The sequence below is a fragment of the Marinoscillum sp. genome (assembly GCF_965229915.1).
Classification (GTDB): Bacteria; Bacteroidota; Bacteroidia; order Cytophagales; family Cyclobacteriaceae; genus Marinoscillum.
This window is the reverse complement of the sequence record NZ_CBDDJZ010000001.1, coordinates 3315805-3336788: the sequence shown is the minus strand read 5'-3', so window position 1 is coordinate 3336788 and position 20984 is coordinate 3315805. Positions and strand designations below refer to the sequence as shown.

The following is a 20984-nucleotide window of genomic DNA, read 5'->3' as shown; positions in this document are numbered from 1 at the left end:
GCAAAACACTAAATAAAGGAGAAGATTCCACTTGGTTTATCGCATGTAGTTTAACGAATTATTAAGCCTGATTTTTCCTTAACAAAACGGCTTCCCAGGGGTCCAAAGTCAACTGACCGTTTCGATACCGCAATTCATGGTTGTAATTGCCAATGAGTCGTTTATATCCATCACAATCGAGGTTATATGTGAGTTGCTCTGACGAGAAGTTGAGTACCACGAGAAATTCCACATCATCATCCCAGCGTTTAAAAACATACACCTGCTCACTTTGAGGGTCCATATCTTCAAACTCGCCATATACCAATGATGGATTTTGTTTTCTCACCTGGATCATTTTTCGATAGAAATGAAGCACTGAGTCAGGATCACCCTCTTGCGAAAGCACATTGATCTCCTTGTAATTTGGATTGACCCTAATCCATGGTGTACCTGAGGTAAACCCGGCCTGTGACTGATCGCTCCACTGTACGGGTGTTCGGGCATTGTCACGGCCTTGCTCATGAATTGCCTTCATCAACTGCTCCAAATCCCGACCTTTTTCTTTCCATTCGTGGTAGACATTTTTAGTCTCAATATCATCATAATCATCGATGCTATCGAAAGCGACATTTGTCATACCTATTTCTTCACCCTGATAAACATAAGGTGTCCCTCGCATCGACATCATCATCAGGCAGAGTAGCTTGGCCGCTTCCACCCGGTATTCCTGATCATTGGCATACCTGGAGGTGATTCTGGGAAAGTCATGATTGCCCAGAAAAATACTGCCCCAGCCGACATTGGCTAGTTTTCGGTCCCAGTCAGCAAAGATTTTTTTGAAGGTGACCAGGCTGTAAGGCACCGGAGTGAATTTGCCTTCCTCACCCCAGTCGATAAACATGTGATCAAAATGGAAGATCATATTTAGCTCCTTGCGATCCTCCGCCACGTATTTGATGCCGTTTTCCATGTCTATTCCAGGGCCCTCTCCTACGGTCATCACATCATACTTGTTCATCACCTCCCGATTCATTTCCTGTAGGAACTCGTGAATTCTTGGGCCATTGGCATAGAGTTTTTGGATCGTCTCACGAAACTCCCGATAGGGAGTGTCTTCATAGTGCCGTTTGGACAGCAGTGAAATCACATCCATTCTGAATCCGTCCACACCTTTATCCAGCCAAAACTTCATTAGGTTGTACACCTCAGTGCGTACTTGTGGATTTTCCCAGTTGAGATCGGGTTGTTTTTTGGTGAATAAGTGCAGGAAATACTCATCGGTTAGCTCATCGTAGAGCCAGGCATCTCCACCGAAAAAGGATTGCCAATTATTCGGAGGACCGCCATTTTTACCCGGTTTCCAAATATAGTAGTCACGCTTAGGACTCTCTTTGGATGATCTGGATTCGATGAACCAGGCATGCTCATCAGAGGTGTGATTGACCACCAGATCCATGATGAGTTTCATGCCTCTTGCATGCGCCCCTTTCAGTAGTTCATCATAATCAGCCATGGTGCCAAACTCATCCATGATGCCATAGTAGTCACTGATGTCATACCCATTATCATCATTAGGTGATTTGTACACAGGACACAGCCAGATTACATCAATCCCAAGACTTTTGATGTAGTCCAGCTTCTCAATGATTCCCCTCAAATCACCTATGCCATCACCGTTACTGTCCTTGTAGCTGCGCGGGTAAATCTGATACACCACGGCTTCCTTCCACCAGATTTTATTCATAAGCTATCGTTGTGCTATCCACACAAATTCGTGTGGCTGTAATGTCAATTTATATCCGCTGAAATCCAGCTTAGTGCCAGTCAGCAGGTCTTTCACTCCCTTCTTCATATCAAATCCCATGTAAAACATCATGTCCATCATGAGTTCTTCGGGATGGTCGTTTAGGTTGTGGACTACAAAAACTCGTCTCTTACCTTCACCTCTTACGTAAGCCAGCAGATGCTGATTGTGGCAGTCCACCAGGTGACGAACCTGATCATCTGCCAGGGCTGGTTGATCCTTGCGGATGGAAATGAGTTTCTGCAGTTGGCCAAAAACTTTTCCTTCTATTGTAGTTTTCTTCTTCCGCTTTTCAGCTTGCTTCCAATCCATCACAGGCCGATGCATCCACCGATTGTCATAACTGAAATGCGGATCGTTCTCAAAAGAATAATCATTGAGTCGGGCCAACTCATCTCCAGCATAGATCAAAGGTATACCTCCGTAAGTCATAATGACACTGTGGAGCATCATGATTCGCTGAATGGCTAGCTCCCGAGCGGCTCTATCTTTCTCAACCAAGGCTCGTTCCAGTCCGGCCAAAGAAGCCAAACTACCTGAAATTCGCGCATCCCCTTTCACCTTGTCTTCCATGAACTTGCGTCCTCTGGCAAATGACCATTCGATGTTTCCGGTCAGGAAGTTGATCAAAAACTGCCGGTGATGCCATGGAGAATAGCCCGCCCAGTCAGCATGCTGATCTTCATAACCCAGCCCAATATCATCGTGGCACCGCACATAGTTTAGCCAGGTAGTTCCAGATGGCTTATCAGGTACATTGTGCATGGTGGTCCAGAGCAGGCGATTGTTTTTAGTAGCCACCGTATCCCAGAGCAAAGTCATCAAGGTGGCGTTATAAGCCATGTCGCATTCATTGCTGACCGTGTCCACTTCTCCAAAGTACTTGATGATTTCATCTGGTGAGACAATCGCTTCAGCCAAAAATAAAGTGCCCGGCGCGGCAATGCGAATACAACTCTTGAATGTCTTAATTAGTAAATGCGCCTCCCAAAGATTTTGACTGGTGGTGCCTACTTTTTTCCACATAAAAGCCAGCGCATCCAGGCGCAAAATATCAATCCCTTGATTGGACAAGTACAGAATGATATCGAGCATTTCAATGAATACATCAGGGTTAGAATAATTGAGATCCCACTGGTAATCATGGAACACCGTCATCACCCACTTGTTAACCTCTTCAATGTGGGTAAAGTTGCCAGGTGCAGACTCAGGAAAGACCTGTGGCAAAGACTGCTCAAATTGATCGGGGACCGTTCGGTCATTGAAGAAATAGTAATAGCTCTGGTATTTTGGATCTCCAGACCGAGCCTTTTGCGCCCATTCGTGCTGATTAGAGGTATGGTTCAATACCAGATCCATCATAAGCACTATCTCCTTCTTTTTGAATTCTTTAGCCAGCTCCCGCACCTGCTCCATGGTACCAATGGCAGGATTAATGCTCCGGTAATCAGAGACGGCATAACCTCCATCATTGTTCTTTTCCGGACATTTCAAAATCGGCATCAGGTGAACCAGGTTGATCCCCAATTCTTCCAAATAACCCAACCGATCCTGTAGCCCTTTTAGATCACCAGCAAAACGGTCCACATAGAGCATCATGCCAATGAGCTGCTCGCTTAAAAACCACTTAGGATGACTGGCACGCTTCTTATCCAGCTTTTTAAGATCAGCATCCCTCGCCAGGTATTGGTTAATCAGTACATTGACCAGCTTCTCCAAATGATCCCATACATCATCTCTCATCGGATAGAGCGTGTGGAAGTAATTGAAAATGTCTGGGAAATGCATGGAAAGCCTATTCGCAAAAGCTTTATCGAGCTTTGTTTTCTTGCCAGAACGATCCAATATGTCCTGGAGCAATCTGTTTGACTCAGGGTTGTTCACTTCTTCTATACTACTACAATTACCTATCAAACAAACTGGCTAGCTACCTTCAAGCTCTTTTCCAGCCATGCTTGTTCGAGTCTACGTCGGTCGACCGACCAGTTAAAATTCTTACTCAAATAATCAAAGACGGGCTCGATCAACTTCGGAATTGTGTTGATATTGAAATAGAGCCTACCAGTACGTCGCTCAAAGAAATCCATGATGGAATGAACTGCCTCTTCGTTGACCGTAAACTCCAGCTCAGAAAGTGCCAGTCGTACTTCCGGATCATTTTCGTTTCGGGACTTATAAATCTTGAAGATGTCTTCTACTTGCTTTCCATAGTTACCCACCAGGTATTCTGCATAATAAGGATCCAGCCCCATCTCGGTCACTCTGCCACGGATATACGCTTCATAGTTTTTTACCTCCTGACCATCCTTGAAACCCGCTCCAGCAAGCAGAATTTTATCCGTATTGCAAGCAGGAATCTTTCTTCCTGTCTCATCCTCCATTCGATTACCCAACCGATCCACTATGCGCTCGGCCATTTTGCGGTAGCCAGTGAGCTTGCCTCCGGCAATGGACAAGAGTCCGCTATCTGATTCGAATATTTCATCCTTTCTGGAAAGTTGAGAAGCTGACTTGCCTTCCTCCTCGATCAAGGGCCTCAGACCTGCCCAACTGGATTCTACATCATCAATCGATAAGTTGATGGTTGGGAAAATGTGCGATACCCCCTTGATTAGGTACTCCACGTCTACTTTCTCCGTGCGCACATCGTTGATATCACCATGATAGTCCGTGTCCGTGGTACCAATATAAGTGACCCTGTCACGTGGGATAGCAAAAATCATGCGTCCGTCCGGCACATCGAAATACACCGACTGTTTAACCGGAAACTTTTCGTGTGGCACCACAATGTGGACTCCCTTGGTGGGATGTAGTTTCTTTCCCTGCAGTGAGCGGTTCTTCTGACGAATTTCATCCACCCAGGGTCCTGCTGCACTGATGGTATAGGTACTGTTCAGTGCATGTTCTTTTCCAGACAGATTATCCCTCCAGGTAATCCCTTTGACCTGACCATCTTTATAAATGAAATCGGTCGCCTCCGCATAGTTGATGATGTCTGCACCCATTCGAGTGGCTGTCTTCAAAATCTCCACTGTCAGACGAGCATCATCTGTGCGGTATTCGGCATAGATACCACCTCCTTCCAGCTTATCCGGATCAAGTAAAGGTTCCTTTTCGATGGTTTCCTCCTGGGTCATCATCTTGCGCTGATCTACTTTTTCCACTCCAGCCAGTACATCATAGACCATCAGGCCAACGGACGTTAGTATCTTTCCATACGTGCCATCCTTGATCAGTGGCAACAGCATTTTTTCGGATTTCACGAGATGCGGTGCCAGGTGATGCACTACGGCTCTTTCCTGTCCTACTTCACGGACCAACGCTATTTCAAACTGCTTGAGATATCTCAACCCACCATGAATCAGTTTAGTAGACTTGCTGCTCGTTCCTGAGGCATAGTCATTCTTCTCCACCAGGGCCGTTTTTATACCTCTGGAAGCCGCATCCAGCGCGATACCCGCACCGGTGATCCCACCACCAATAATGACCAAATCGTAGGCGGTCTGGTTGAGTTGTTGGATTAATTGGTTTCGTTCGTTGGCATTGAATGCATTCATATCTCCTTCGTCCAGTTAAACGTTCGTTTCACAGCTTCCTGCCATCCTCTGTACAACCGCTCGCGGGTACTTTCGTCTATCGAAGGTTTGAATTTCTTTTCTGTTTGCCGCACTTTTTTGATTTCCTCCAGGGTCCAAACCCCAGCTGTCAGTCCCGCAAGATATGCTGCCCCGAGTGCGGTGGATTCCGTAATGGCTGGACGATCTACCTCCACTCCAAGAATGTCAGCCTGAAACTGCATCAGGTAGTTATTGTTAGTAGCGCCTCCATCCACCATCAGGCTGGAAATTTTGATTCCTGAATCCTGCTCCATGGCCGTCTTCACATCACGTGTTTGGTAAGCAATGGACTCTAGGGCTGCTTTGATGATGTGATCCTTTCCCGTATCCCGGGTCAACCCAAAAATGGCTCCACGGGAATACTGGTCCCAATAAGGGGCTCCAAGCCCCGCGAAAGCAGGTACTAAAAAGACGTCATTCGTCTCCACTTTGCTGGCAAAATATTCTGAATCCGAGGCATGATCAATGACGCGCAAACCATCTCTCAACCACTGTATGGCCGCTCCAGCAATGAAAATACTCCCCTCAAGTGCATAAGTCAATTCGCCAGTAGTACTACAGGCCATGGTGGTGAGTAGTCCATTTTTGGAATGCTGGCATTTGGTACCCGTATTCATCAGCATGAAGCAACCAGTGCCGTAGGTATTCTTCGCTTCACCAGGTGCAAAACACGCCTGACCAAATAATGCGGACTGCTGATCTCCAGCGATTCCCATAATTGGGATCTTAGTGCCTTTGTATTCAAAATCCCCAAAATGATAGGCTGACGGATGGGCTTCAGGAAGCATGGAAGCCGGAACATCCAACATTTCCATCAGCTCTTCGTCCCATTTGTTGTCCACAATGTTGTAGAGCATGGTCCGGGAGGCATTGGTATAATCCGTGGCGTGCACGGCTCCTTTGGTGAGCTTCCACACCAGCCAGGAGTCGATCGTACCGAAACACAAATTACCTTTTTCAGCATCTTCCCGCGCACCATCTACATGATCCAGGATCCATTTGACTTTGGTGCCAGAGAAGTAAGAATCGATCACCAGTCCAGTTTTCGATTTCACGTTTTCTTCGAGTCCTTTTGATTTTAATTCATCACAAAACTCTGATGTGCGCTTGTCCTGCCAGACAATGGCTCGATGGACTGGCTCACCTGTTTTGCGGTCCCAAACCACAGTTGTTTCCCGTTGGTTGGTAATCCCAATGGCCGTGATCTGCTCTGGATTCACGGACAGGTCATTTAGCAAAGCGCGCATGACCTCCGACTGTGTGGCCCAAATCTCTTCGGCATCATGCTCTACCCATCCCGACTTGGGGAAATACTGGGTGAATTCTTTTTGACGTACTCCAAGAATCTCACCCTTTTCGTTAAAAAGAATGGCTCTCGAGCTCGTCGTTCCCTGATCTAGTGCGACTATGTAAGCCATAATTCTTTGTGTTTTTTGATTACCAGAACATTCCCACCACGATCGCCGTGATGATCAATAAGATAACGGCCAGTACCCGATAGTTTTGATACCACGGCAGGCCGACTAGTTCTTTCGTTTCTGCTTTGTACAAACCAACGTTCCAGGTCAGAGAGTTCACTACTTCTTCACTCGGTGCTGGTGTCATACTACTGACGATCACATGAACCACCATGCAGAATACCATGAGCAATGGTGCCTTGTGCAAGTAATGCAGCCCTGTGAGTCCAGGTGCCCAATCGTACATTCCGGCAAGGATCACAAAAACCGAGAATCCCAAACCGGCCATCAGTGCCCAGAAAGCGCCATGGCCATTGCCACGCTTCCAGAAGAGGCCTATCAGGAATACAGCTACTACCGGTGGAGCAATGAAGCCAAGTACTAGCTGCAGGTATTCCCAAAGTGAATCCGAAATCTGCTCGATGTACTGTGTCCAGAAAGCTGCCAGAAGCACCAACACCACCGTTGCAATTTGTCCTGCTCTTACCAATTGTTTGCTCGTTAGGTTTGGATTGATCTTCGTCACAAAGTCCATGGTGATCAAGGTAGAAGCAGAGTTGAGCGTAGCGGAGATGCTACTACTCATTGCGGCAAGCAAACCAGCAATCACCAATCCCAAAATGCCTGTTGGCAATAGTTGATACAACATCACCGGATAGGTCATGTTTGGGCAGTCGGCCAGATTTTCACAAATCTCTGACTGACCAGCCTCGTTGGTGATGGCATAATTCAAACCGCTAATATCCAGATCGGAAAAGAGCACGATGGCCATCACACCTGGCAAAATCATGATGAAGATCACCGGCACTTTCATGAGCCCGGCAAATAATGCTCCCCAACGTCCGTGGTTCAAATCCTTTGCGGAAAGCACGCGCTGCACCATGAACTGATTGTTGGCCCAGAAATAAAACCCTAATAATGGTACACCAAAGAGCAAACCCGTCCATGGCATGTAGGAGTCATTGGAGGCGGGCCCAGCCATGTCAAATACATCTTTAGCAGGCTTATCCAAATAGCCTGATCCATTGAGTTGGTCCAGACCAGCCATCATTCCTGACCAGCCGCCCACTTCCACAATGCAGAAATAGGTGATGATCACCGAACCCAGAATAAGCAATACTGCCTGGATCACCTCGGTATGCACCACGGAGGAGAGTCCACCCGGGATGGTGTAAGCCGCAGCGGCCAGTGCCAGACCGATGATGATAAAGGTGGAAGAGACTTCCGGAAAAATGATTTTCAGTATGAGGTTACCGGCGTACAGACCAGAAGCAGTATCGATGATCACATTACCGATGATGGTAATGAAGGAGAAGTAATAGCGTGAACGCACATCGTATCTTCTTTCCAGAAACTCCGGCATGGTATAGACCTTGGACCGGAGGTAAAACGGTAAGAAGAAGATGGAGAAGAACACCAGCACGACGGCTGCCATCCACTCGTAGTTGTAGACGGCTGTGTTGGTCTGGTAGGCATCTGAGGTGAGACCGATGAGGGTATTGCTACCGATGTTGGCGGCAAAGAGCGAGATGCCCACTACTGGCCAGGTCATGTCCCGACCTGCGAGGAAGTATTCCTCTGAGGACTGTTGTTTTCCTTTGGAGATCCCATACCAGATGATCCCCAGGATATACACCACGATGATGGTGATATCTATAAAACCGAGCTGTACACTTTCCATTCAGGTTAAGGTTTAGTTGCTGTATCGAATCCCTATAATAGTAAGAAATCGACAATTAAACCCGGTTTAGGCAAGTCTCTTTTGGTAATATGAAAATGAAAACGATTGAATATTGAAAATAATTTTTTAACGGCGTTGGGTTGGTGTTTTTTAGCTGGTTTGAGAATCAGGGAGAAATCTTTTTCGTAAAGCTCAAACCTGGGCTGTTAGACTCCCAACGCTCGCTGATTTTAAGACATTAAATAGATAACATCAGGAGTGTGATTTTATTTCCAACCCTCCCTGAATTTGGGGCTTCATATGACAATGTTGTCTGCCATAGAAATGGAGGAAAGGATGGTGATAGAAAGTCATTTAGACTAGGAGGCCTCATTCAGTCTAATTGCACTTTTATGTAACTTTCCTTAGAGAAATAAGTCTTCTAAAAAAATCCCGTCTATGCGTTTGAGTTTCAAAAGACTATGTGCTTACCTGATAGACAATGCAGTCATTCTCTTATATGCCCTTGTGCTATTTGGAGTTACTATGGGGCTGGTATCGCTAGGTAGCGTTTCTTCTATCCAACGCGGCCCTATTGAAGGACAATTGATTGGCTTATTCACTCTGACCATCCCGATAGTGGTGGCCTTCACCTGGATGGAACTCCGCAACGGACAAACCCCAGGCAAAAGGTTGATGAAACTCCGGGTGAGCAACGCGAGCTGGATGCGCAATGTGCTCAAGTTTCTACCCTGGGAGCTAGCTCACCTTGGGGTGCACTGGATGTATGATTATGCCAATCAGGATATGGATGCTCCACTGTGGGTATGGATGGTGGTGGGCACTTCCGAATTGCTGGTGCTGATTTATGGACTTAGTGTGCTGCTGTCTGGTGGAAGGCTGAGCTTGTACGATCGGGTGGTTGGTGCAGAGGTGGGAGAGGTTTAGGTTGGTAGGTAGTCTTTCATTTCTGTCGCCTTTCAAACAGTCCTATTTTTGGGGAAGCTTACAATATCCACACAAACCAGCCTTAAGCGGATTTTGATGAATATAATCAAGTTTCTGCTGAAATACAGACTGAGAATATAAAGGAACATTCAGAGAATTTCTTTGCCATATCTGATATTTTCGATCTTTCAGATTTACTTTCAGTTCCTCCAATAAATCAGGATAATGATCCTGTAAAAATAATCTAATCCCCGCCTCTGTTGGTGTTGTCCACCAACAGATATGATACAGCTAGCCGAAATGATGCACGAGAAAATTTAACCTATTTATTTCCTGATTAGCTAGCGACATAACGCTTGTTGGTGACAACACCAACAAGGGCTTAAGAGGTGATGCCAGCCCCTCTATAGAGGTAGCTAAAAAAATAGCGGATGCGCTTGAAGTGTCCCTGGATTACCTGGTAGGCGAAGGCGTAAACAGCAAGTTTGATAAACTTACCCTAAAGCGTATTGAAGAGATACAGCTACTTGATGAGGATAAAAAACACACTCTTTTTGATGTGATAGACACCTTTATCCGGGAGTCTAAGGGACGAAAGGCGTTTGCTGTATGATCGGTGATCTAATTATGGAAGTGGTCATCTATCCAGTAACTGATTGGTTTGCATGGGTGGTTTTTAATTTGGGACTTGGTTTTTCCAAAGGATTGATAGCTTTTGGCTCATTCTTAAAAGTAGCTCTCCCCATGTTCATTTTTGGAAAGTGTCTTCAGGTGCTGTTTTCTGATAAACGAAAAAAATACCACTGGTCTAAACTTCAAAAAGCTCCTAAAAAATACTTTGATCATTTAAGTCAGGACAAAGACATAAAAGTCTTCCTTAAAGGACTCCTCTTCTTCATGGGACTGCTGCTATTCACGGTAGCTGTATTAAAATCGTTCACTATACTCATTCCCGATGAAGACGGATTACATATACTGGATATGCTTACAGCCCACAACTTCTCAAAAATATTTCAGCTATTCTCAACAGTTACCGTACTACTGGCAGCTTTCAAAATCACTCAATACAGAGCCTTAGGCATTATTAACTCCTACAAAGATTTTAAACTCAAAATGATCTTCTGGATGTGATACTAAGTTTTGGACACCTCTACTTCCTCAAAGACGCAGCCCTTAATATTATTGACTTCTAATGCTTCCTTAGCCGCCTGAGAGATAAACAATGTGGACGGGGTAAATTTCACTCTAAACAATGGAGGGAAACCTTGATCGGCTTTCTTTAAAACAGCCTTCCTTATTCGTGACGGAATATTTGGATTTACTCGGGATGGTCGATATTCTGAATTATCCAAATCTAAAAAATCATATAATCCATCTGTCAAACGAACAGCGAGATAATCTTCGTTTTTGGGTACCAATGGATCCAAATTACCTGAGTCATCAAACCTTTTGTCCAGATAAGTATCGTCAATCATAATTACAGGGATACCTTCATATTTGATCTCACCTAAAGACAAAAAGACATCCAACATCCTACGGTGCATGACAGGAATATTTAAATCAGTTAACGGATAATCATAGCTCGGTATAAGTTGAAAATTTGCCTGAAAATATATTCGATCTGGTAAAAGATCCGAACCATACATCTCAGTGTCAATCATATATGCCGAGATATTATTATCCCCTTCAAATGGCACATGAAAAGCATCCCTCTCTGGATCTCCTGAGTGATTGTAATCGTGACTTAACTTATATACTTTATCCATTCTTCATTAATTTAATCTGGAAGGTTGCCAGTCTTCTAAAATATCAAGAGCTGCATCTTCTATCTCATCAATCAAATTCCCAATAGTAACATCATCTAGTTCAGAGATTGCATTCTTATTGATACCATTATTAATGAAAACATCGTCAATGGCCAAATTGATTGCATCATCATAATTCGGATGACTACCCAAGTGAGTAGGGTAATTCTTAGAAAGATTACTGGCATCATGAACATAGTCTTCTGCTGTTTCTGCCAAATATCTTCCGTTTCCACCTCTGTCCAAATCGTATAGCCCTCTTTTCACAGCTTCCTGATGCAATGGGCTATTTCTAACAACATTATCAGGCACAAGGTGATGTCTTTGGTGGTTGGTAGGCAATGCCCCGTAAATATCTTCAAGGTTCTTGCTGAATTTTGCCGATACACTCATTCGAGCTGGCTTGGTGTATTTTACAATTACACCATTTTCATCCACCATCAATCTTGGAGTGTAAGGGTTATCACCATCGATTCTCCTAATGTACTTGCTGCCGTTTACCTCATAAATTTGGTATCCATCTGGAGCAGATGCACTACTGATATTGGGGCTGCCATCAAGAAATGGCTCAATCTTTCGATCCCCAAGCCACTTTTTGGCATCACTTGCACTGGAAGGGATTTCACTGGCCACATCATCGGCAGACTTGCCGGATCGATTCATGTAATCTGAAACTATCTCTAAGTCATCTGTACTCCTGGCCAAGTCATCTAGCCCAGCACTTTTAAAACAGTTCCATGCACTCAGTCCACCTTCCCCTTCTTTGGCTATAAACTCCAGGAAATCACTCTTGGACAGATCTGCAATGAAGTCAGCTCCATTTTCAAGACCATTGATTTCATCGGCAAGTTTAAGGAAGTCCACATCATTGTCCATCGTTCTGGACAAACTCAGCAAGACATCCATGCCATCATCCCCATATTTCTCTGCCAACTCCAACAGGTTAGACTGCCAGCGCATCCAGTCTTCACTCATGCCATAAGCAGATTCTACCCGTTTCAACAAAGCTTCCATACCGGCCGCATAATCATCGGATATCGCAAAAATGGCCTCTATCCTTCGGGTGTTCTTAACGATCCTAACCCCCAGTTTGGCTCCCACTACCAGTCCACTGGAAATAATCGCCGCTGATGATAACAAGGCTGCCATCTGATCTCCTTCCACCAGATAAATGACGGCATTAAGCCCATCAGCACCCATACCTATTACAGGAATAAATCCGGCCAGATCCAGAGTAGAGTGGATCGGGTCATTTTTTACAGCTTCCCAAATCTCTGCCAGGGTCAACAGGTTAGGCGGAATATCCAGTTGATTATCTTCACTGAGCTCAAACCGTTCCCAAACCTGACCTGTCCACTTAAAATAGATGTCATTTCCCTGATCATCTAATGTCCTGTAGATGTACCCGGTTGCGTCTCCTGCTTCATAGCCTTCTACTTCTTTGGTGTAGCTAAACATCATCCCATTCGGATCGTCCGGATTAACCACAACGAACCCATTTTTCAGGATGTCCATGTAACTTGGCTCTAATGTGGCCAGCTCTATATCCCGTGTACAGCCTTCATCTATACGGATCCAGCCCTGGGTGGATTGGTCTCTCAATGAAATGGAGCTACTGGTTAGTACCGGACCGGCCGCTTGATAGTCCCCTTCCTGAGAACTGTAGTTGGCATGTGTGTAATAGCCGGAATGAATACCCAAAAAACAGTATTCATCTTCTGCCCCAATCACCACCATGCTTTCAGTTCGAGCTGGCGCATCGGTTACTTTAAAACTTGCAGGATCGCTCCCGTAGAGTTTGTAACCATTGAATACATACTGGCCATCTACCTGGGAAAAATTAGAAATATAGGTCTTATCTCCATCTTTGAATGCCAGCAATACACCTCTAGGAATTCCTAGGTCATACACAGTCCCGTCTTTGTTTTTAACCAAACCAGTAAAGGATGGAATAATGGTCTTTGGCAATTGGATCGGTTTTCCAGCAGGGGAAAGCAACACAACATCATCACCTGTAAACATATCCGGGTGGACAAATACGTCTTTGTGCCCCAGGTAGTCTACAAACAAGGTTTGGGAGGTCATCGCCCCTTCTTCCTCATCATCAAACAAGGTCACCACACTAGCTGGATCGTGGACATAGTCCCACTGGTACTTGTAAAGCTCCCTGCCGCTGGAGTAGTCCATCAGGTTGTCTGTCTGGCCTTTGGGCAGGCCTTTCTCTGCGAACGGATGCTCCAGTCGGTACACGCCATGGCCGAGTTCGTGGGCGATGGTCTTTTTCAGTGCCTCCGTGCTCTGGCCATTGGTGAAGACAAAGCCCCACTGCTTTTTGCGTGGCATGTAGCCCAGCTTGCTGGAGTTCTCTGCTTTGTCCACCAGAAAGATGTAGTAGGCATTCTTGTCCCGATCGTTCTGCCGTTTGAACTCCTTGATCAGGTCGTTCATCTCATCGGTGTAGTTGGTAAACGTGCCCGTTTCCCCATCATCCAGACCATCTCCTTCTGGATCCCAGGCATTGCCCAGGTTCTGGTTCGGGAGTACTTCTACATTCCACTCTGCTACTGCAGGTGCATAAATCGCATTGAGGGTTTGCTTCAAGTCTACGGCAGTGATGCCGCTACCTGCTCCATTCACCGGCACCACCTTCAGGTCGATGGTGGAAATGCTGTAAGTGACCGTGTTGAGTTTGCCGACCGTCGTTTCACCTACTTTGGCCAGTAGCTCGCCTTCACCCTCAGTGCTTCTGTGTAAGCTGAGGCTGTACTTTCCGTCAGACAATGCGCCTGTGACCGGGATGCCGTCCAGTTCGAAGCTCACTTCCTGACCGGAGCTGTCAAGTGCTATTACCTGATCAGAACCGGTCGTCTTCAGTGATTTCCAGGCGGTAGGGTACGACTGACCACCTACTACTATCGTTGGGTAATCCGCCTTCAGTTGGTCATAGGTTTGCAAGTCAAAGCCATAATCTTGCTGGCTATCCGCACGGAAGGTAACCAGGCTGCCTTTTTGGGCTTCAGGGTCTGCCTGCTGTTCTACCTTTTGCAAGGCAGCGATCATGGCATCTACTACCTTGCTTTGCGCTTCTTTGGGTTTGGCATAGCTAGCATCGCCTATCTGTTCTGTACTGGTCTCATCGGCGATTGTTTGCAGATCTTCTGAAGAGATATTCAGCAGCTCATAGACTTCATTGGTTTTTCCTTCCAGTACCAGTTTGGCGGTGTAACCCGTGAGTTTACCTGCTGCATCTCTTTCCGGAAAGAAGAGGATACCCGCTACCAGTGTGTTGTCCGGTGCTTTTTCGATCTTCTTCAGGCTTCCTTTCTTCAGTATTCTGGGCCACAGTTCTTCACTGTCCACATAGCTGATGGTGAGTACGCCTATGCCATTGCGCTCCATGAAGCCGTCCACAAAAGCCACCAGTCGGTCGTCGTTGGCGATGGTTCGGGCACCAATGGAATGCAGGAGCGCATCCACATCCAGCAACTGCCTCATCAGATTGCGAGCTTGATCCTCAGAGATCACCACCTCATTCATAGTACCACCGTCATAGGTGTCGTCTTCCTGGGTCCATCCTATGGAAGCCACTGCCAGTAAAGCAAGAAAGAGAACGTATTTAAGTCTGGTCACTTGGCTCATTGGTTAGTGGAAATCTCATAATCAGGATTGGCGTCAAACCAGTCACGCGCGGTTTGTAAGGCCTGTCGGTAATTTCTGGTCTCCAGGTCTCCACTCTCGCTGACGGCAAGTGGAAACTCGGCAATCTGCGGCGCGATATATTCCAGGATTCGGTACGCACAGTTGATGGGTCTGGTCTGATCGGGGTCTGCAGGCAGGCAATTCCGCTGCTCACTGTTGAGCTCGTTGACGAGCCAGTCATAAAGTGCTTTCTGCTGCGTATAAATAATACCCGGTACAATGTCATATACCACATCGGTGTTGACCTCCAGGTTTTCCATTTTACCAAGTATCGTTGCGACTGCCGCCTGATCACCTAGTCTGGCCATCGCCAGGTAGGCCTTCCACCGCACCGTGGGACTGTTTCCTGCCTGAGCATAGGGTCTGATGGATTCGATTGCAGCTGGTTCCTGGAGCTTACCCACCACTTCCAGCAACACTTCTACATTTCCTGATTGCTGACCTAGCCGATTGGTTAAGGCTTGTCGCTGAGGTGTGGTGTAGTATTGTGGATCTAACTCACTAAGGTTGTCCAACGTGATGGTACGGATCTCGGCAGATGCATCGTCCAGTCCTTTAAACTGCACCCCAGCGATCTGCTGGTGTTCCAGCGTCTCTGTAGCCACTCCATGCAACACATCCAACGACTGATAGCCCAGTTTACGAATGGGCATCAAAGTATCAGATAGTGTCTGATCGATGACTTGCAATGCTCTGGTAACGTCACGCTGCGCTCTCAGCAAATCATAGGGAATGGACAGGTTCACACTCCCAGCAGCTTGCTCACGGGATTCCTCCACGTTCTTCAGATAAGCACGCTCGAAGGATTGAGCCGAAATTTGTAAGGACAATCCCACAAGGATGAATAGTATGGCAAACGTTCTTTTCATAACTACATATTCATTTCAAATTTCTTATCAAATCCAAAGTTCAGGAACAACACTTTTACTTTTCCTTTTACCTGACCATAGAGAATGGTTGGTGGCGGGTTAAATCGCATCAGCGCATCAGCAGCCACATAGATCTCCGCCAGGTTGACCGTACCTTTCTTGATTGGTGTCTTGTAGGATAGGATGATGTTGGCCCATAGCTCCAGCCAGACGCCTGCTTCCATGATCATGAACTCCGGATTGTGCTGCACCAATGCCTGAATACCAGCGGCAGCTCCTGCATCGATAATCAGTCCGACTGCAGCGATTCCTACATCAAGGTTGATACTGGTGTAGAAGGAAAACTCAAGACCAAGACCAAGGAAAGCGGTGCTTTGATTGATATCCAGCCAACCCGTCGGTCCAAATCCGGCACACCCAATGATAAACCTGATCTTCTCTTCTTTACTACCAATGGCAATCCGCCAGGCTCCTGGTTTCACATCTATGAGCAAGCTACCACTGGCACAGAGCGCACCAGTCTTTTTCACCTCAGCTGACGCAAATCCAAAAAAGTGTTTTTCCGCCGAATTGTAGCTTAGCGATAGCTCCGCTTTCACCACGGCATTTTCGTCAATGCCGTTCACCTTCGGATTGGTACTGACAAATTGTGCATTGCCATCAAAATTCCAAGTGTAATCTCCAGTGGCAAATGTGCTCATGGCTGCATCCACTTCAAGGCGCATCTTCGTACCCTGCTTAGGGCCAAACATGATCAGGTGTAGGTACGCTCCGTAGTTGAGGTTAGCATCTGGAGTGAGTTTGCCCAATCCCTCAGCCGACATGTGGTGGTATACACGTCCTCGGATGGCCATGATTTCCAACGGACCTATTTTCAACCCTTTTGGTGGCTCTGCATTGGTTTCTGCCATTTCGCCACCGACATTGGACACATCAGATTTGGGTTCGTCTTTACCAGAAGGTGTGGACGCAGCAGCACCTCCTACTTCAGCCATCCAGAAACTCAGTCCTTCTTTGCGACCATTGATGTAAGTAAGTGTTATTTCAAACGTATTGGGCTTTTTGACTAGAGCCACTACGTCGCCTGCAAAACCATCACCATAGATCGGGTGATCCTTCATGAAGTGGATCAGCCCATTGATATCCAGTGCAGGTGACCGCACTTTGATAGGTATCGGATCAAACAGTAATTCTTTTGGATTCCCTTTAGCCAGAGCTTTAATTCCTGCCACACCAAAATCCACCGGTACTTCGATCCCAATCTCATCACCCAGTGCATTATTGGCTAGTTCTCCAAGTTTTTCCGCCGCAGCATTGGCCACAGCCCCAGCTATGGCCTCCAGAGCTCCAGCCATGATTCGATCGGTGATTCTTTTGGGCTCAATGTTATTGATCGCGTCTGTCCCGAGACTCCTGATCGTTTCCAGAGCCTTTTCCAGATTCACCTTGGACACTACTTCATCCCCAAGCGACCTTAGCTCACCCCCAAGGTTTCCTACCAGCTCGTCCATGACCTGTGAAGGATTCCCTTCCTGGCCCATTGCGCCCATCACGGCGGTCTTAGCAGTCTCTCTGACCAGACGATGAGCTCTTTCCTGAATACTGGTAGTAATAAAGCTGGTGACCGGGAAGACAACATTGTCGTAAGTGGAATTGGCTACAGCTCCGGTGATCTCCATGACGATGGCACGTTTGGTGCTAGCCGCAATTGGCGCCACGATCTCAGCCATATTGGGAGCCTTGTCAGCAAGTGCATTGATCACCTGATTGGCAGCCCGATCGATGACCTGGCCGATGACATTATCCACCTGGCGCTCTACCTCCCCATTTAAATCATCAAATTTTCGGGTAATGTCACCATTGATTTTATTGGTGATGCTGTCTACTTTATTGAGGAACCCATCTCCAAGAGAGGCTACATAGTCCACAGCAAAGTCCTCCCCAAACTTTTTAAGCTGGGCAATGACATCCTGCATGTCATTGGTGTCATCATCCATCTTGCCCAGCTCGTCAATCAGTCGCTGTACTTGTTGCTCTTGCGTAGCCAGCTTCTGCGCATCATCAGTAATCATGAGTGGCAAAAACTCTTTCAGGGTGGACAAGTAAGCAATGAGCTCTTCTTTGATATTTCCAAAAGACTCAGGTTCGTCGGCAGTCTCAGGATCGTCAAAAAGTTCGCTGGCTTCATGGGCTTGACCTCCCAGGTTGGATGCAGCTGCTGACAAAGCATCTGCGGTACTACTTTCCAAAGCTACTCTTTCTTGTTCCAGCTTGGCATTGAGGTCTTCCTCCAATGCTGCAAGTTCTTCTTCTACCTGATCCAGGTTGGTCTGTGCTGCTCCCAGGTCAATTGCTCCCTGAACTTTGGCCGGTTCATAATCCGTGTCAAGTGCTCCATTTTGCACCAGGCTGTACAGATTAAACGCTGGAGCTCCTTCATCGCCACTGACATCTTCACCCATGACCACCTTACCGGAAATAGCAATGCCGTATTGATCCTTGTTTCGTCCGGCACTCAGTGCATCGATGGTTACCGGATAATCACGGAAGTTGGTTGTGATCTGATTAGCAAGGGCTACAATTCCCTCAGGCGTGAAAAAACCAACAGAATAATTTCCCCAAACCATGAAATTGGGAACAGCCTTAAAGGAAATATCCAAAGACGGCCACTCCAGATCCATAGTCATACGGATGCTTTCTTTGTCAACAATCTCCGACTTAAGAATGGATACATTCAGCTTCAGGTCACCACCATCAGCATTGTGGGTAAAAGAGGTTCCAGTGAGGTTGGCAATAGTACCTGGCCGGAAGCCCTGGTCATACATCTGTGTTTCAAAATCAAAGGGTGTAGCATCATCCACAAAAGGAATTAGCAAGTTGCCCTCCAGTGTACTGGCATCACTCACATAACCATTGGTAATGGCCAGGTTGAGTCTGGTGTATTCTGCTGGAAAAGTATTGAAATAAGCTTCAGAGCCGGATAAATCCATATCCGCTTCAAAATTCAGACCTTGTACTCCGATCCAGCTCCTGGTGGTCTGAGATTGATTGTGAGTTACTACTGATTCGATCGTTTGGTCTACCGACAACTGATCATCCTCATCAAATCCATTTGGCAGTTTGACTTTTAATTCATTTAAATAGATCCCTTTCCAAAGCGGTTCGCCAGATTTCTTGCCAGGTGATTCATTGTCAGACAAATCAATGATGCTCTCAGTGGGATGGATCTCAATACCGGCATTAGCAAAAGCCAGGATAGGCTGGGTACGAAGGGTCTGAATGAGGCCCAATTGATTGGCATCACTAAATGCCCACGCTGCCTCACCTCGACTTACTGATAATACCTCCTCGGGAGCAACCATACTTCCGTTTAAAGAAAATTCGAATTTTCCCTGGTTGATAAAAACTTTACTGGTATTGGAGATTTCCAGCGTAAAGCCACTTGGATCGAACAATTCATAGGAAAGCTCGTCCATGTTGGCATTGCCGAATACGCGGTATTTATTAAAGGATAGCCATTTGGGTTGGCTAGTCAGTGTAGTGGGGCTGCCTTCTTCTACAGCAAATGGAACATCCCATTCGAAGAACCCGTTGATCTCTATGCCATTTTTATCCAGCCTGAACTGATCATACTTGAATTCTGCGGGTCCATTGTCTTCCAGTTGCGCTTGTAGTTTGTAAGTCCGCTGCTCAATACTACCGGTGATTGTACCGCTTTCCAGGAAGTACATACCGGATTGTTCACTCACCTGCAAGTCCTTAAATTCTATTTCGTTCCAGTCCTGCTGACTGTCAGACAGCATCACTCGTCCACCTCCAGACAAGGAGTTCAAATCCTTATTGGAAATGTAGTCTACGATGATTTTTGAATTGCCAGCATAAAATTCCTCCACCAATGCCGGACCAAAGAATGTGGATACTTCACTGGCCGCTACCTCCACTTCGCTAGCATAAGCTTTTACCTGCCAGACATATTTTTGCTCTATGTCCAATGAGTCCAGATAGGCTCCCTGATCTCCAGAGGACATGATTTCACCTGTTTTCCGATAATGCCAGGTATCATTGACTATGATGGCATCTTCAGGTTGCTGGGCATCCTGCATTTCCTTCACCAGTAGCTCGTAGCTAATGGAGTAATTTCGGATCCAGTTACTAGGCCTGGACCAGGAAACCCGTGGAGTCATCCCCCGCCTAAATCCAGCGTCATAGTCAGGATATCGGATGGTTATACTTCCTCCTACCGGATAACCATAATGGAAGTAACAGTATTGGCTATAGCCATTGTTTTTATAATAGGATCGCCCATTTTGGTCTACTGCCTGAATCCGATAGATATAGGTTTTTCCAATATCAAGTAACGGCTGAGAAGGACCATAATTGAGAGTGGTGTTGGTCAGTATATCAGACTGAAATACCTGAAGTGCCTGTCCATTCTGCACGGCACTTAATGGGTCAGCATCTGCCTCCAGCAACTCCCAAATGGTTACCTGAAACTCCGGAGTGGATCCATTCGGATTAATGGTGTTGAACAACTGCCAGGTAATGGGAAATTGTACCTGGGTAACTGGATTAATAATGGTATTGCAAGTTGGGTTGACCACTAGTGGCGGATCCTGGAGTTTGATATAGATCCGTGCACAAATCTCTTCTGATAAAGGATCTCCGGTTTCATAATCCAGAACTTGAAGGCAGAAGGAATAGTACCCCTCTGGTAATCGTCCACTATTCACAATCGACTGCACATCTCCACCAATATTGAGATTAGAGAAGGTGAAGTATTCGATCCAATCTGCTCCAGAAAGACGAACTGGCTCTCCGGGCATCACGGTAATCGGGGTGGATGGGGTAAATGTCGGTTTGGTCACCAGGCTTACATCCGGACTCTGAATGGTCATTTTGAGCTTGAATGTCCAGGAGGACTCATTGAAGTCATGGAATAAAACATTGGCAGTAAACCGCTCACTACCGGTTTCAATATAATCACTTAGATATACAGAGGCTGGCTCACTCACCATTGGCATTACGCTAGCTGGATAGACATCAACTTGCGCATGCAGAATGGTGCTAAGGAATATAAAGAATAGCATCAGGGTTTTCCTGAGCATTCCGGTTAAGTCAATAATATGTTTCCAGTTGGCCATCA

The 20984-nt window shown here is 46.3% G+C and carries 12 protein-coding genes; 3 read left to right on the top strand and 9 right to left on the bottom strand.

The genetic code is table 11. The features are described from left to right. Positions 1–61 precede the first annotated feature (61 nt). The 5 genes from ACO067_RS14350 to ACO067_RS14330 are packed head-to-tail and all read right to left on the bottom strand — an operon-like array spanning position 62 to position 8541. Positions 62–1726 carry a glycoside hydrolase family 13 protein gene (locus ACO067_RS14350; RefSeq protein WP_421875125.1) on the bottom strand — a complete coding sequence of 555 codons (1665 nt, stop codon included), beginning with the start codon at positions 1724–1726 and terminating at the stop codon, positions 62–64. A 3-nt stretch (positions 1727–1729) separates the two neighbouring features. Next, positions 1730–3700 (bottom strand): amylosucrase, encoded by a 1971-nt coding sequence (locus ACO067_RS14345; protein WP_421875123.1) that lies wholly within the window; start codon positions 3698–3700, stop codon positions 1730–1732. Continuing rightward, complete coding sequence (locus tag ACO067_RS14340; RefSeq protein WP_421875121.1) at positions 3697–5343, bottom strand: glycerol-3-phosphate dehydrogenase/oxidase; 1647 nt, start codon at positions 5341–5343, stop codon at positions 3697–3699. Before ACO067_RS14340 ends, ACO067_RS14345 begins: the two co-directional genes overlap by 4 nt. Then, on the bottom strand, positions 5340–6821 hold the full coding sequence (gene glpK, locus ACO067_RS14335) for a glycerol kinase GlpK (protein WP_421875119.1): 1482 nt from the start codon (positions 6819–6821) through the stop codon (positions 5340–5342). Before glpK ends, ACO067_RS14340 begins: the two co-directional genes overlap by 4 nt. Positions 6822–6840: 19 nt before the next feature. Beyond that, positions 6841–8541 carry a sodium:solute symporter gene (locus ACO067_RS14330; RefSeq protein ID WP_421875117.1) on the bottom strand — a complete coding sequence of 567 codons (1701 nt, stop codon included), beginning with the start codon at positions 8539–8541 and terminating at the stop codon, positions 6841–6843. Between the two features lie 438 nt (positions 8542–8979). Between ACO067_RS14330 and ACO067_RS14325 the strand changes: the two genes are divergently transcribed. From ACO067_RS14325 to ACO067_RS14315, 3 genes are all read left to right on the top strand, one after another. Beyond that, positions 8980–9468 carry an RDD family protein gene (locus tag ACO067_RS14325; RefSeq protein WP_421875115.1) on the top strand — a complete coding sequence of 163 codons (489 nt, stop codon included), beginning with the start codon at positions 8980–8982 and terminating at the stop codon, positions 9466–9468. Positions 9469–9817: 349 nt separating this feature from the next. Further along, positions 9818–10081 carry a helix-turn-helix domain-containing protein gene (locus tag ACO067_RS14320; protein WP_421878312.1) on the top strand — a complete coding sequence of 88 codons (264 nt, stop codon included), beginning with the start codon at positions 9818–9820 and terminating at the stop codon, positions 10079–10081. Beyond that, complete coding sequence (locus ACO067_RS14315; protein WP_421875113.1) at positions 10078–10599, top strand: hypothetical protein; 522 nt, start codon at positions 10078–10080, stop codon at positions 10597–10599. Before ACO067_RS14320 ends, ACO067_RS14315 begins: the two co-directional genes overlap by 4 nt. A 2-nt stretch (positions 10600–10601) precedes the next feature. On the opposite strand, the gene ACO067_RS14310 is transcribed toward ACO067_RS14315, so the two are convergent. From ACO067_RS14310 to ACO067_RS14295, 4 genes are read right to left on the bottom strand one after another with little or no spacing between them, the layout of a single operon-like run. Then, positions 10602–11234 (bottom strand): imm11 family protein, encoded by a 633-nt coding sequence (locus tag ACO067_RS14310; RefSeq protein WP_421875111.1) that lies wholly within the window; start codon positions 11232–11234, stop codon positions 10602–10604. A 6-nt stretch (positions 11235–11240) separates the two neighbouring features. Beyond that, complete coding sequence (locus ACO067_RS14305; RefSeq protein ID WP_421875109.1) at positions 11241–14903, bottom strand: AHH domain-containing protein; 3663 nt, start codon at positions 14901–14903, stop codon at positions 11241–11243. A 5-nt stretch (positions 14904–14908) separates the two neighbouring features. Then, the gene (locus tag ACO067_RS14300; protein WP_421875107.1) at positions 14909–15841 is read right to left on the bottom strand and encodes a hypothetical protein; all 933 of its coding nucleotides are present in this window, start codon (positions 15839–15841) and stop codon (positions 14909–14911) included. Positions 15842–15843: 2 nt separating this feature from the next. Continuing rightward, positions 15844–20946: a hypothetical protein gene (locus ACO067_RS14295; protein WP_421875105.1), complete on the bottom strand. Its 5103-nt coding sequence runs from the start codon at positions 20944–20946 to the stop codon at positions 15844–15846. Positions 20947–20984: the final 38 nt, after the last annotated feature.

Excerpts from the sequence above, each read along its gene's own strand:
- ACO067_RS14300 (WP_421875107.1), bottom strand. The coding sequence starts at position 15,841 with ATGAAAAGAACGTTTGCCATACTATTCATCCTTGTGGGATTGTCCTTA.
- ACO067_RS14350 (WP_421875125.1), bottom strand. The coding sequence starts at position 1,726 with ATGAATAAAATCTGGTGGAAGGAAGCCGTGGTGTATCAGATTTACCCG.
- ACO067_RS14310 (WP_421875111.1), bottom strand. The coding sequence starts at position 11,234 with ATGGATAAAGTATATAAGTTAAGTCACGATTACAATCACTCAGGAGAT.
- ACO067_RS14330 (WP_421875117.1), bottom strand. The coding sequence starts at position 8,541 with ATGGAAAGTGTACAGCTCGGTTTTATAGATATCACCATCATCGTGGTG.
- ACO067_RS14315 (WP_421875113.1), top strand. The coding sequence starts at position 10,078 with ATGATCGGTGATCTAATTATGGAAGTGGTCATCTATCCAGTAACTGAT.
- ACO067_RS14325 (WP_421875115.1), top strand. The coding sequence starts at position 8,980 with ATGCGTTTGAGTTTCAAAAGACTATGTGCTTACCTGATAGACAATGCA.
- glpK (WP_421875119.1), bottom strand. The coding sequence starts at position 6,821 with ATGGCTTACATAGTCGCACTAGATCAGGGAACGACGAGCTCGAGAGCC.
- ACO067_RS14340 (WP_421875121.1), bottom strand. The coding sequence starts at position 5,343 with ATGAATGCATTCAATGCCAACGAACGAAACCAATTAATCCAACAACTC.
- ACO067_RS14295 (WP_421875105.1), bottom strand. The coding sequence starts at position 20,946 with ATGCTCAGGAAAACCCTGATGCTATTCTTTATATTCCTTAGCACCATT.